Consider the following 12834-nt stretch of genomic DNA (forward strand, 5'->3'; position numbering starts at 1 on the left):
CCGGCAACGTTGTTCTGGTAGTAAGACAAAGGAATGGTGGTGGATTCGCCCACGGCCTTAAGGCCCGCAAAATGCATCACCGCCGTAAAACTGTGGGAGGCAAACACCGCATCTAACGCCGCTCGGTCGCGGATATCGACTTCATGCAGTTCTGGCCGGATACCGGTAATCGTCTCTATGCGCTCCAGCACCTCGCGGTTGCTGTTGCACAGATTATCAACAATAACGGGCGTAAACCCCGCGCCAATAAGCTCAACACAGACGTGGCTACCAATGTAACCTGCCCCGCCGGTAACCAGTACAGAGCTTTGTTTAGACATAACCTCAACCCCTATTGTATATTGTAAACAATATACTCATATTTTTAATATTTTACAATCCATTATCGGCCAACCAGTGCTGAATGATTAATAAGCCTTGCACAGTCTGTCGAATGTCGACACTATCTCCTGCGCTCTTTTTCTAAGCTCTTGGGTACTCAGCCCGGCTGTATACAGCGATGATCCAATCCCAAAGCCGGCTGCTCCAGCAGTGAGGTAAGGAGCCATAGTAGCTTCTTCAGCGCTGATTCCACCGACTGGAAAGCAAGCCGTCCCTTTAGGCAGTACAGACATAAGCGCTTTGAAATTCTCAAATCCCATTTGCGTAACGGGAAACAGCTTTAAACCGTGAGCTCCAGCAGCCAACGCGGCAAAGGCTTCCGTTGGGGTAACTACCCCAGGCAAGCACACGCAACCTGCTCTACTCGCACGCTCTACCACGGCGGCATTAAAATTAGGGGTTACAATGAGCTTTGCGCCAGTCGAGATCACCGCATCAACTTCTTCGACATTGGTTACAGTACCCGCTCCGACAAGATAGCGATCACCAAAAGTTTCTACCAAATATTCAATACTTCGTAGGGCATTAGGGCTGTTTAATGGGACCTCGATAATCGAAATGCCCTCTTCAATCAAAACTTTGGAAACGTCCAGTACGTCGTTTTCAGTCACACCCCTTAAAATAGCAATAAGCGGCCTAGTGCTTTTATCTATAAAATTAAGATTGCTCATTTGTATACCTTACTGGCTTATAACCTTCATTCCCGCTAGATAACACTCGGCGCCAGAATAAAGATCGGATTTAATTCCCAAGTGAGTACACGCATTGCGGTAACGCTCGCCAATAGTTTGATCAGAGACAATCGCACAATATTGCGCCTCAAAATCCCGCAGCTCATTTCCGATCAGAACTCCGCTGATGTATTCCAAACCATCCTCATCTTGTAAATTTCCACCCAGACGGTTGGTCCACGCGGTAAACAGGCTTTTGCCAAGTTGAGCTGATTTGACGCCTTCATCTACGCCACGGAAAAAAGCCTGAATGGAGCCCTTGCCTTCCATATCGTCAAGTCCGAAGCCAATCAGCATATGACGCGAGAGAACGGAAAATAATTCGCCGGTGGGATGCGTACTAAACGAACCAATGGCACCATCACATATATGTGCGTGTTTGTTATGGGTACCGGGCAGCATTGCGTACAAATTCTTGCTTTGTGTTAACTGGCTTAAGCCAATCAGCTGGACCTCTTCCCCGCGCATTACATCGAATCGGTCTGTTTGATTGCCGCAACTGACCCCCGGTATGATTTGCACAGAACGGGCCCAATCAATATTTACCTTAAATGCCTTGTTACGTAAGTCAGACGCTGTGGCGGGGGCCTTCGCATAAGGAACCTCGTACCAGCCGCGGCGTGAACCTACCATCCCGGCCAGCCAGATGTCGCTATCACTCCAGTAAGCCTGCCAAGGCCTCAACAATTGTTTTAACTCTGATTCAAAGTCTCCTTGAGTAACGGCAAGTGCGCCTTTATCACTGCGACGTTGATCGACAAGCGCACCTCTGTCATCTAACAAAAATGCACGACAATTCGTTGATCCCCAATCTACAAATATTCTGGTCATAAGCTATATCCGAGCAAAAAAACGCCGAACCGAGCCACTCGATTCGGCGTAAAGACACCTATAGAGAGCCTACTGGTGAATCAAAATAGAGACGCGCTTTAAAGTTAAATACTCTTCTAAGCTGTATTTAGAGCAATCTTTTCCCACACCACTTTGTTTTAAGCCGCCATGGGGCAACTGCACACTATAGTGAGCGCGGTTGATACAAACACTCCCGGCCTGGATTTCATTAGCCGCGCGCATGGCGTTATTTAAGTTCTGGGTGTAAACATACGCAGCCAGACCAAACGGATTATCGTTAGCCAGGGCGACCGGATCATGGCTGTCGTCATACTTCATAACGGGCAGTACAGGTCCAAAAACCTCATCGCAAGCAATCGGCATGCTTGTGGTAACGTCGGCCAAAACGGTAGGCTCCATAAAATAGCCATCGCTCTGATCGGCGGGGATTTTGCCACCGGTCATCAAACGAGCACCCTGTTCTTGCGCGCGCTTTACAGAGTCGAGAATACGATCGCGCGCCTCAGCCGAAATGATAGGCCCCATCAATGGGCCTTCATCTGAGCCACTACCGAGCTTAAACGTCTGTACTCTAGCAACGGCTTTGCTTAAAAACTCATCATAAACACTGGCGTGCACATAACAGCGATTGGGAGATACACAGACCTGACCACTGTTGCCCAGTTTTAAGTCAACAATATCGGCAACGGCTTTATCGATATCCGCATCAGGATAAACAATGACGGGAGCGTTTCCTCCTAACTCCACAGAAAACTTTTTCACGCTGGTACTGGCCGTTCGCATAGCGTTAACGCCCGATTTGGTAGAGCCAATCATGGTGAACATTGAAGTCACATCGCTGGTCAGCAGCGGATCGGTCACATCAAAACGGTCCCCGGTAATCACATTCAAAACACCGGCCGGAATACCTGCCTCTTGTGCTAGCTCAGCGCAACGCAAACTGGCAAGAGGTGTCATTTGAGACGGCTTAACGATGACCGAGCAACCTGCCGCCAGCGCGGGGCCTAACTTATAACCTAGATTAAGCAAGGGGAAGTTCCAGGCCAGATAGCCCACTACCACGCCCAGAGGCTGACGGGAAACATAATGCAGAAACTCACCATTGGGATCGGTAATGGTAGGCTGATCAGTGCGCTTCGCCTCTTCTACAAAAAAGCGCAGACAGGTGGTCAGCATACCAAAATCGTAATCGGCGTTGTCCGCCGGCTTACCAGTTTCTTCGATAAGCAGGTCTATAATCTCTGCTTTATTCGCTTCCAGTAAATCTGCAAATCGCAGAATAATTTCGCTACGCTCCGCTAAAGATTTAGCCGACCAGACGGTGAAGCCCTGCTGCGCCACCTTAAGCGACAAGGCAACTTGATCTGGCTCAATTTGAGGCACCTGACCGATAACCTTACCGGTAGCAGGATTGTACACATCGATTTTATCGGCGGTGTCGTGAAACTCTCCGCCAATTAACATACGCAGAGTTTTAGCCATTGGTGGTCTCCGTCGTGGTGACTACAAAGTCAGGAAGTTTCGCCAGGTCAATTTCGACGCCCAGCCCTGGCCCCTCGGGAACGATGGCAGAGCCACTCTCAACACGAACCTGTTGTTTATATAGCTCATCGCGCAAGGGGTTTTCGGTGCGATCATACTCTAACAACAAGCGTTTTTCCTCGGCCCTGCCAGGTTCGGGATAAGCGGTGGCAAGAAAGTGAGTAGCGGCTGCCAAGTTGAGCTGGGTGCCCCACACATGGGGCAAACAGTTAATGCCATTAGCCGAGGCAAGCGCGCGAATTTTTAAAGCCTCGCTCGGTCCACCACAATAAGCGAGATCAGGCTGCACTAACTGGACGCCACCGGCTTCGATCAGGCGTTGAAAACCGAAACGGGTTTGCTCGCACTCTCCCGTTGCAATGGCAATATCCAACTTGTCGTGCAGCTGTCGAAACAGGCCCACATGTTCGGGAGAAAGAGGTTCTTCGAACCAGCGATATGCGTACTCATCTAAAAGGCGCCCTATTTCAATCGCCTCGGGCAAGTCAAAGCCGTGATTGGAGTCTGCCATTAGTTCGGTATCGGGCAAGGCTTCACGCAAAGCGACGATAAATTTTTTATCAAAGGCTAGATTTTTCCCGACCTTTATCTTCATCGCCTCAAAGCCCTGAGCAGCGTAACCACGGGCTTCATCTACCAAGCTTGGCAGCAACTCTTCCTCGGGCATACCGGTATAGTACATACCCGTGGCATAGCAGTGCACCTTGTCACGCAAACGTCCGCCCATTAAGGTACTCACGCTCTGATTCAGCAGCTTGCCTTTCAGATCCCACAACGCCATATCGATGCCGCTCATGGCCGACATCATCACGCCACCACGAGCAAAATCCAGCGAGGCACGCCACATATGGTGCCAGATTGCGTCGGTTTCTAAGGGGTTTCTACCCATAATACGCGACGCGTAAAATTTCTCGACACAACCTTGAATGACATCAGCCGGGCCGTAGCACTCCCCCCAGCCACTTGCGCCAGAGCTGTCGATAACTTCGATTACCAACACGTTTCTCTGGTCATAAAACCACTGAGAGAAGCCAAAAGGCTCGTCGAGATGACAGCGCAGGTGGTAGGTTTTAATAGCTTTAATAGACATAACAACGACTTCTTGTTGGGGCCGTGATTCGGCTACTTACATTATGCTATTAATTTAAACATATTATGTTTATGTTTACTACATGTAAATTGAAGACAATTTCTGCAAGAATCGCATTAACGCAAGAGAATATAGGAGACCGTATAGGGCTTACTGTGTTTGCTGTTACGAATGCCCTTGCCTGTCATTAAATCGAAGTTAGAAATCAATAATTTATCACCATAAACCATTACATCAGCCGGCTGGTCAATGGCACCATTTTCTCCTTTGTTGTCCGGGTAATCAGCGATTAAGCTCACCTCAGCATCAGGAGTAATCTGGTAGATTTGATTCAAAAGAAAACCCGCTACATATAGGTTTCCCTTGCTATCAATACTAATACCGTCCAGACCGACTTCGGATGGAAGCTGGGCAAAAACGGTGCTCTGCAAAACCCCTCCTGTCTCAGACAGGGTTAATCGGTAGATTTTGCCATCACCAAAATTCGTAAGGTATAAACTCCCCTTATCGTCAAAGACCAGCCCGTCTAAGCCAAACTGACGCTTGGGGTTGGTCGTAGTGTCGTGGAAAATAAGCTCTGAATCGTTCAAGTCACTGGCGATTTCTAAATCCCGAGCCTCAGCCGGAATACGATACAAGCCGCTCACCATATCGCCTTTGCCGGCTTTCGGCATCTGCAGCTGAGTGACGTATAAAAAGCCGTCGCGATAGCGCAAACCATTCGGGGAGGAAAAGCCTTTAGCCACTACTTGCGACCCTGCAACCTGACCATCTTGAAACTGTACTTTCAAAACATTGCCATTACCGCCTGCTTCGTTATTGGCTATATACAAATTGCCCGACTCATCAAACGCCATACCCATGGGTTGTGCTGTCGTGACCAAACCGGGCACCTGCCCCAGGTCGTCCACCTGCCCTTCGGGAGACAATCGCAGCAGAGTACCGGGTTGCGCTCTGCTGGCAAAATTGGGGCAGGATAACAGCACGCCCCCTTGCGCGGTCGGCACAAAGGCATCGGGCGTGGGGCAAGTGTCTGGCAAGGTCGCAAACAAACGCCCGGGCGTAAGACTCCCCGTGTCAGAAACAGAAGCGCAGCCAGCGAGTAACACTCCAATAACAGAAAGCGAAAGCAAAGATTTTTTCATTATCACAAGAGTATCCTTTTACTGATTTTGCCAAACTCGTACGTATTCCACTTCGAAATCCACCACGCCATCGTGTTTTTCATCATCCGGGCTATTGCGCTCCAAATCCTCTTTGCTGCTTGGCACGCCGTGCCAAGGGAAGGTCTCTTGATCGAGCCACAGCACGATGGGTTTGGTCGCCACATAGCCATGTTCTACGCCGCGGTTTTCTTGTGCCCACGTATCTACCGCTTCGGCTGGCACATCACTCAATAGCTCGCCATCGACATAGTACTTAACGCCGGATTCATCCCACTCAAAGCCATAAACGTGAAAGTCATCAGCCACCCGAAAGCCCAAGTCTTTGTGCTCGGTATAAGTGGGTTTACCCCGCACCGGTGCACTCCAATCACGAATAGACCACCATAACTGGCTGTCTAAATGCTCTTTTTCACCCTCTGGGTGAGCGCCAAAAAGCTCAAAAAAATCAATCTCAAGCTTATTGCCTATTGCCCAAAAGGCGCTGGATATTTGAGCGTCTGCTGCCTTACTTTTAATTTCGATGTAGCCGTACTTAAACTCACGACGACCTATGATGCTGGCGGTAGTAATATTTTCGTAGGGCAAGGCATCACCAAATACCGGCTGGTGTATTTCTTGTTCAAACGGAAAGTCCGGCTCCCAGCGAGTTTCTAAAATAAGCTTGCCATCTTCAAGGCGATAATTACGTCCCGAAAACTGCGATGGAGCGCGACCTTTCCACACTTTTTTATTCGGGTTATCGGGGTGCACGTACTCAGGCTTGCCGTTTTTAAACTTACCCACCACATACCATCTATCTTCATCTAATTGCTCTTTTTCAAACTCGTCGCTGACTTGCGTATTCAGAGTCCAACCTCCGGTATTATCCGGATCTGAAAACGGTAAAGGTGTTGCAGCAAAAGCCGTAACCGTACCGAGCAAACCACAAACGGCTATTGTGTGCGCTAATTTTATTACGCTCATTTAGCGAATCTCCGCCTTAAAAAGTCACCTTATGGATTGAGTTAACGCCAAGATCGGTTAACACTGTAGCGTCGCCATTTGTCAGCCTTATCGAAGCTTTCTCTACACGATTACAATCACCAATACCAAAATGCATATAACGGTTGTAGTTACGTGAATAAGCGGCACTGGTATCTCCAGCGCGAGCCATTTGCGTACGACCGCAGGCAGTTAACTTTACCTCGGCGTCCAACCAGGTAGCTCGGCCAGAACCCTCGGCACCAAAATCCAAAATGACATACTGGTTTTGTGCAGCCTTCTGCATTTGGTTCTGGTACAGGCTCCATTTACCTCGCTCATTGCCGATCACTAGATCGAGCTGACCATCAAGATTCACATCAACAGCGCCTAACGCCATGCCTACTGCGCCAGGTTCGTTCATACTGACACCGTCCGGGTCGACCTGACGGAAGCCTTTACCTGCCTGGTTCATCAACATTTGCGGACGCAAAGGATCGGTGAGGTTACCCCGTGGCATTACCACTAGATCCTGCCAGCCATCATTGTCGACATCCGCGGCAAGAGTCGCCACATTATGAGAAGGTCCACCGTCAAAGATCTGATGCGGGGCACGCCGGTAACGTCCGCCGATGTTTTCAAGAAGAATATCTTCTGGTCCCGCGGCATAGGCTGGTGCCTTACACTGACTTAACCCAGCGACGGCAACCGTAAGTGGCGACCAACTGGCCCCCGCTAAATGCCACTGCTCGTTACCGACATAGCCTGCGTATAAACCTTTCTCGGTAAACTCGTCGGGCCATCCCAATGAATCACTACTGAGTAGCGTTATATCGGCACCACTGTAGGTTTCACCCTCAAACTCATACTGATAGGCCGACTCTCCGATCATCAAACGCTTATTGGGCCAGGGAGATTGATAGTTTTTAATCGGTAGGACTTCGCCGGAGGGCACTAAACCAAAATCAAAACGTCCGCGCTTGCCGTAACCTGCCCACACCGATTGGTCTTGACTGCAAAAAGTCTGGCCCGATTCAAAATCCTGGCCGCGGCTAAGATAGATATCCCAATCGCCATCACCGTCGTAATCAATCTGCGCAATGCCCGTGACATGATGAATCGGCTGCTCAAACACATCGGACGCAGCCTTGAATTTCATTGCGCCTTCGCCTTTAAAAGCCCGCAATTGTTTATGTCCGTACATTAAAATATCCACCACGCCATCGTTATCGATATCGGTGATATAAGTTTTTTGACCATCGGAATAAGAACGAGCGAGTGTGCGATTACCGGAAAACCCCACCCCCGGTTTATTTTCGTACAGGTAGTTTTCACTCGCCTCGGCTTTGTTATCGGGGAAGGCGAAGTTCATAAGGTCAAGGTCGCCGTCGGCGTCACCATCGAACAGTACCAGGGTACGCCCACGCATCGCCGCCAGCGATTCGTCTTGCTCGCGCATTTCGGTAAACTGGCGGTCTTGGTGGGCTTTAAAAACCCGCGCGGTACGAGCATTGCTGCCAGAGCCGCCGCCGCGTGAGAGCAACATCTCAAGCAAACCGTCAGCATCGATATCGCCAATGGTCACGCCGTGGATATCCCCCATCAGCAAGTCCCATGGCTCTGCCAAAGTTCCCTGATTATTCCAAACAATCTGAATACCATAGCCATGGTTATTCAAGATCACATCCACCCAACCGTCTTGATCCAAATCGGCAAAGGCCGGCGCATCCCACTTGCGCATATTGCGGTTTTTATGGGCTAGGTTTTGGGCGTAAGCAAAATCTTCACGAACGCTGTCTTGGGTCGCCTCTGGTTGACTTTGACAGCCGAAAAGTAAAGCGCCCAGCAGCCCCAAACCGAGGCTAGTAGTTGTCACTTTCATATAACTCAACTTATTATCTTTAATGAACACGCACCGAAGTTCTATACACTCACTGGTTTTTGATAACTAATACTCAATGGAAATTTCATCCAGATACGCGCGAGTTTCGGCACCAGTTTCACTTTGGACAAAAGTAATGTTTACGGTTTCTTCGGCCGCGCTGGGCTCTGTTAATTCGATTTTTTGCTCTAGGCTATGCCATTGACCTGCAGCTAAACGCTCAACATCTTCGACCACCAGACCTGTATTGGCGTTTTTAAGCTCAATTTTTAATGCGTTTAAATCACTGCCGGGCTCGACCCAAAGCTTGGCTTTAAGGGTGTACTTACCCGGTGCTAAATCAATGGTTCCCATGGGGGCTGTGGCAATGGCAGTCGCCGCCTCACCCCGTGATTCAAACCGCAAACTCCGGGTGCCGGCAGAATGTTGCTCGTGACGCACAACCGCTAAATATTGAGAGGCATCGTCATGAATCTGCCAAAATTTTTGATACGCATTGTTGGTGGGGTTTTCCGGGGTCAAATCCAGCGGTTTGGGCTGATCTTCGTACAAAAAAGGGCCTTCAAACCCGTAGAAGTGACGCGCCAGCAAGTTAGGGTGTGGCTTCTGCCAAACTCTCACATAATCAATTTCGTAATCCACCGGCAACGCTTCTTCATCAGGCAAGCCGAGCCAGACGAAAATTTCAGAGTCGAACCAGATTTCCAGTGGGTTGGTAAGTACCCAGTGACGCCCTACGTCTTCCTGGGTTACCTCGTACATTAATTCGCCATCAAGATAGAGCTTTAGATAGTCCTCGCCCCACTCTGCACCGTAGACATGAAATTCATCGGCAACCCGAAAACCCAAATCCTTCTTCATGCCAAACTTACGGGTTGGCCGCTTTGCCGGGGGCCGCCAATCGTGCACCGACGCCTTCCAGTTAGTCGCAGTAATATCATGCGCAATCTTGGGCTTACCCATTTGCTCGTAAATATCCAATTCGGACTGATAACCAATAGTCCAGAAAGAGCTGGTCATCGCAGCGTCTGCCGCCTTGGTACGTACTTCCATATAACCGTATAGAAAACGGTTGCGACTAATGGCCGCCCCCGTTGTAACCGGAAAAGGTTGGCCGTCGTAACGACCATAGGAGTCATTGCGTGATCCATCCGCGTAGCTTTCTCCGGCAAAGTCAAAATCCGGCTCCCACTGGGAGCGAATTTTTAACTTGCCGTCCTCAACAAACACATTATGAGGCGCGAACTGTGACGGGGGGCGTCCTTTCCAGATGTAGTAATCGCCGTTTTCCCCCTCCACAAACCACTTCTTGGAATCCAGCGTCTCGGCGTTAAATTCATCACTGATGCCTGCGTTAAGGACCCAACCACCGGTATTTTCAGGATCCGACAAGGGATAACCCACGTCCGCCCGGGAAGTATCCAAATTCGTGGAAGAAGCGCAGGCTGTAACTAACAAAGCACCCGAGAGCGCCCATACTAAAGGTGAAATAAGGATGTAGTTTTTCACGGGTTATCTCCCAGATCGATACCGTTATTATGGTTATGAATGCTGAGTTATGACCAATTTCAGACATATATTTTTAATGTAAACATATGACGTTTAAATATGCAACACAACCGTGTAAATAGAAATAATCTGATACATTACGGGGTAAGAAAATAAGTAACTACTAACTTCAAATATTGACTTATTAGGACGACACGTAACTAGAAAATCCGGCTTGCTTTAAAAGCTCAGCGGGTCTCGACCCACCGAGGCTGTCATGGTCTCACTCTTCGTTGTATACGAGCATTCGAAACCAGAAAATTTCCTCATCTACACTTCATGCTCCGCTAGACACTCTAAGTAAGGAAATTTGGCAATTCTGTAAATATCCACTTTACGGTAATACCTATGACTAATTACACATAAGATCTACAACATGAGAGAGGAACTCTTAACCTTCTCCTGTAAGGGATACTCGTCGCGTTGTTCTGTGAATCAGTCCTACACCCAAATCCTTTTCCAATATATTTATGTGCGGACTTGATACCGTAAGCGATATACCAAACGCCTTCCCGTCACCACTAATATTGTTAAGTGCCACTCTAATAAACAATTAAACATGGTGGAGATTCATACATCAATTATCAATAATATGTATAAAATGATTATTGCTTTATCAGCATTATCAACCATACAACCATCTACTAACATAGCCTCAAAGCATCCCTAACTTATACAGCGGCTACTTATGAAGGCTATGATTATTTACGCCTATGGCGGCACACACGCGCTTGAAACCACCGAAGTCAAAAAAGACAGAAACAAAGCCAGGTCGTGATTAATTAAGATTTCAACCTCGAGTTCTAATACTCGTGGCTACGATGTCCTGTTCAATTGGAGGAGAATTATCGTTTTCTTCGCAAACACATTGAAGAGGCAGGGAAAGATGTTTGCAGTTTTAAAGAAAGCGGCGAGGTCTATGGATGTGTTGGTGGTGTGGTTCATATCGCAGTACAGCTGGAAAAGTACTTCGAGGCCAGGTGCTCGCTACTGTAGCCGTGAAGAGAATTGAAAAGTATTGGGATATCCAGAAAAACATTAAATACAGGAAATTTGAAGTTTAGATTAGACAAGCCTGAGCATTCCTTAGGAGAAATTAGCAAAGCACACGATCGTTTATACAGCCGAAAGGCAAAGGGAAAATTCGTAGTTTCAGTATACTAGTTTCTCCATCTACTGAAACGTATCAGTTAAGTTTTTATCTATTAGGTATAAATATGTTAAAAAAGACATCTTTTCTTATCTCGATAATTTTTCTTCTAAACCCCTTAACAATTTATGCAGAAAATTTAGAAAAATCTAATGTTACAACTTTCGACAAGGTTACATGGGGATACTTAAATCCTTTACGTGGTGTTAAAAGCCCCGGTGCGGCTGATTTATGGGGAGATCGAACAAAAAATGAAGCAACTGGCATGCTGGTTCGATTTAAAAAAGGATTTTCGTCTCCACCGCATATACACAACATTACTTACAGAGGCGTCGTGATAGAAGGCCTCATGCACAACGATGATCCAAATGCTGATGAAATGTGGTTACCAACAGGATCCTTTTGGACTCAACCAGCAGGAGAGAGCCACATCACTGAAGCTCAGGGGACAAATAATCTCATCTATCTAGAAATAGACAGCGGGCCGTATTTAGTAGAACCCTCAGAGAAGCATTTTGACAATGGTGAGCGACCTTTAAATGTGCATGCATCCAACATAATTTGGCTTGATGAATTAGCATTAGAGTTCGTGCAAGGTAAAGGAATCAATGTAGCCTACCTGTGGGAAGATGATTTACAAGATTCCAAAGTTACAGGCTACTTAATTAAATTTAATCCTGAAACTATGGCGAAAATCTCAACTGATGCGACTGAATTCCGATCGGTAGTAATTGATGGGATCATTGAGTATGAATCAGCAGAGATTGAAGGATCAGAATCGATGCAACCGGGAAGTTATTTTAGCTCTATCGGAGATTTTGAACATATTATCTCAACAAACGAAGAATCGATCATTTATGTTCGAGCAAACAAAGAGATAAAAATTAATTCTATTATTTTCGATTGAAAATTAAAGCTCTAGAATAAACGATATTACAATCGAGGAAGAATAATAGTTCAAGCTACAGTGGGGGGGGGGTAGCTCTATTCTGAAAATATTCCAGAGTTTAGTGTAAACCTCTCCTAATTAGTTACACGCATAATTAGAGTTTTCCAGCCGCTCATGTTTGGCCATATACTCCCAGGGAGTCAGATCCCCCAGCGAGTCATGTGGCCGCTCTTCGTTGTATTCCCTAATCCAGCTTTCGGTTAGTTCCCTTACCTCGTTTAGGGTGCGGAACACATACATATTCAAGATTTCGTCCCGGTAAGTGCGGTTGAACCGTTCCACGTAGGAGTTCTGCGTCGGCTTGCCAGGCTTTATAAACTCCAGCTCGATGCCGTGCTCCTCTGCCCATTCAGCCAGAGCGCTCGATATAAACTCCGGACCATTATCCATTCGCAGCTTATTGGGATAGCCTCGCCAAGCGACTGCTCGCTCCAGTACTCGAATAACCCGTGGCGCTGGGAGGTTCAGATCAATCTCGATTGCCAGCGCTTCCCGGTTGAAGTCGTCAACCAGGTTAAAGGTTCGGAACCGGCGGCCGCAGAACAGGCTGTCACTCATAAAATCCATCGACCAACAGTGGTTT

At 47.7% G+C, this 12834-nt stretch carries 12 protein-coding genes; 1 reads left to right on the forward strand and 11 read right to left on the reverse strand.

Annotated elements, in window-relative coordinates; all coding sequences use genetic code 11:
- The 10 genes from D568_RS20790 to D568_RS22320 form a co-directional block, all read right to left on the reverse strand.
- On the reverse strand, window positions 1–320 hold a 320-nt coding region (locus tag D568_RS20790), incomplete at its 3' end, for an SDR family NAD(P)-dependent oxidoreductase (RefSeq protein WP_040517213.1).
- An 87-nt stretch (window positions 321–407) separates the two neighbouring features.
- The gene (locus D568_RS0118530; RefSeq protein WP_020211097.1) at window positions 408–1052 is read right to left on the reverse strand and encodes a 2-dehydro-3-deoxy-6-phosphogalactonate aldolase; all 645 of its coding nucleotides are present in this window, start codon (window positions 1050–1052) and stop codon (window positions 408–410) included.
- Between the two features lie 9 nt (window positions 1053–1061).
- Window positions 1062–1943 carry a 2-dehydro-3-deoxygalactonokinase gene (locus D568_RS0118535; RefSeq protein WP_020211098.1) on the reverse strand — a complete coding sequence of 294 codons (882 nt, stop codon included), beginning with the start codon at window positions 1941–1943 and terminating at the stop codon, window positions 1062–1064.
- Between the two features lie 69 nt (window positions 1944–2012).
- On the reverse strand, window positions 2013–3446 hold the full coding sequence (locus tag D568_RS0118540; RefSeq protein ID WP_020211099.1) for an aldehyde dehydrogenase family protein: 1434 nt from the start codon (window positions 3444–3446) through the stop codon (window positions 2013–2015).
- The gene (locus tag D568_RS0118545; RefSeq protein WP_020211100.1) at window positions 3439–4596 is read right to left on the reverse strand and encodes a mandelate racemase/muconate lactonizing enzyme family protein; all 1158 of its coding nucleotides are present in this window, start codon (window positions 4594–4596) and stop codon (window positions 3439–3441) included. The genes D568_RS0118540 and D568_RS0118545 overlap by 8 nt, the downstream gene beginning before the upstream one ends.
- Window positions 4597–4712: 116 nt before the next feature.
- Window positions 4713–5741, reverse strand: coding sequence for an SMP-30/gluconolactonase/LRE family protein (locus D568_RS0118550; protein ID WP_020211101.1), 1029 nt, complete (start codon window positions 5739–5741; stop codon window positions 4713–4715).
- An 18-nt stretch (window positions 5742–5759) separates the two neighbouring features.
- Window positions 5760–6725, reverse strand: a complete 966-nt coding sequence (locus tag D568_RS0118555) for a family 16 glycosylhydrolase (RefSeq protein ID WP_020211102.1) — start codon at window positions 6723–6725, stop codon at window positions 5760–5762.
- A gap of 16 nt (window positions 6726–6741) precedes the next feature.
- A complete protein-coding gene (locus tag D568_RS20795) occupies window positions 6742–8604 on the reverse strand; it encodes a CRTAC1 family protein (RefSeq protein ID WP_157498021.1) in 1863 nt (620 codons plus the stop codon).
- A 66-nt stretch (window positions 8605–8670) separates the two neighbouring features.
- On the reverse strand, window positions 8671–10113 hold the full coding sequence (locus tag D568_RS0118565) for a family 16 glycosylhydrolase (protein ID WP_020211104.1): 1443 nt from the start codon (window positions 10111–10113) through the stop codon (window positions 8671–8673).
- A gap of 430 nt (window positions 10114–10543) precedes the next feature.
- On the reverse strand, window positions 10544–10693 hold the full coding sequence (locus tag D568_RS22320; RefSeq protein ID WP_425401970.1) for a LysR family transcriptional regulator: 150 nt from the start codon (window positions 10691–10693) through the stop codon (window positions 10544–10546).
- 676 nt (window positions 10694–11369) lie between these two features.
- Between D568_RS22320 and D568_RS0118575 the strand changes: the two genes are divergently transcribed.
- Window positions 11370–12209 carry a DUF4437 domain-containing protein gene (locus D568_RS0118575; protein WP_020211106.1) on the forward strand — a complete coding sequence of 280 codons (840 nt, stop codon included), beginning with the start codon at window positions 11370–11372 and terminating at the stop codon, window positions 12207–12209.
- 120 nt (window positions 12210–12329) lie between these two features.
- On the opposite strand, the gene D568_RS0118580 is transcribed toward D568_RS0118575, so the two are convergent.
- Window positions 12330–12834, reverse strand: a 505-nt coding sequence (locus tag D568_RS0118580; protein ID WP_026287157.1) for an IS3 family transposase, incomplete at its 5' end; no start/stop codon positions are given.

It is taken from the genome of Gilvimarinus chinensis DSM 19667 (genome assembly GCF_000377745.1).
In the GTDB taxonomy this organism is placed as follows: Bacteria; Pseudomonadota; Gammaproteobacteria; order Pseudomonadales; family Cellvibrionaceae; genus Gilvimarinus; species Gilvimarinus chinensis.

Coding starts and splice junctions, on each gene's coding strand:
- D568_RS0118545 (WP_020211100.1), bottom strand. CDS start 4,596: ATGTCTATTAAAGCTATTAAAACCTACCACCTGCGCTGTCATCTCGAC.
- D568_RS0118530 (WP_020211097.1), bottom strand. CDS start 1,052: ATGAGCAATCTTAATTTTATAGATAAAAGCACTAGGCCGCTTATTGCT.
- D568_RS0118575 (WP_020211106.1), top strand. CDS start 11,370: ATGTTAAAAAAGACATCTTTTCTTATCTCGATAATTTTTCTTCTAAAC.
- D568_RS0118540 (WP_020211099.1), bottom strand. CDS start 3,446: ATGGCTAAAACTCTGCGTATGTTAATTGGCGGAGAGTTTCACGACACC.
- D568_RS20795 (WP_157498021.1), bottom strand. CDS start 8,604: ATGAAAGTGACAACTACTAGCCTCGGTTTGGGGCTGCTGGGCGCTTTA.
- D568_RS0118550 (WP_020211101.1), bottom strand. CDS start 5,741: ATGAAAAAATCTTTGCTTTCGCTTTCTGTTATTGGAGTGTTACTCGCT.
- D568_RS0118555 (WP_020211102.1), bottom strand. CDS start 6,725: ATGAGCGTAATAAAATTAGCGCACACAATAGCCGTTTGTGGTTTGCTC.
- D568_RS0118535 (WP_020211098.1), bottom strand. CDS start 1,943: ATGACCAGAATATTTGTAGATTGGGGATCAACGAATTGTCGTGCATTT.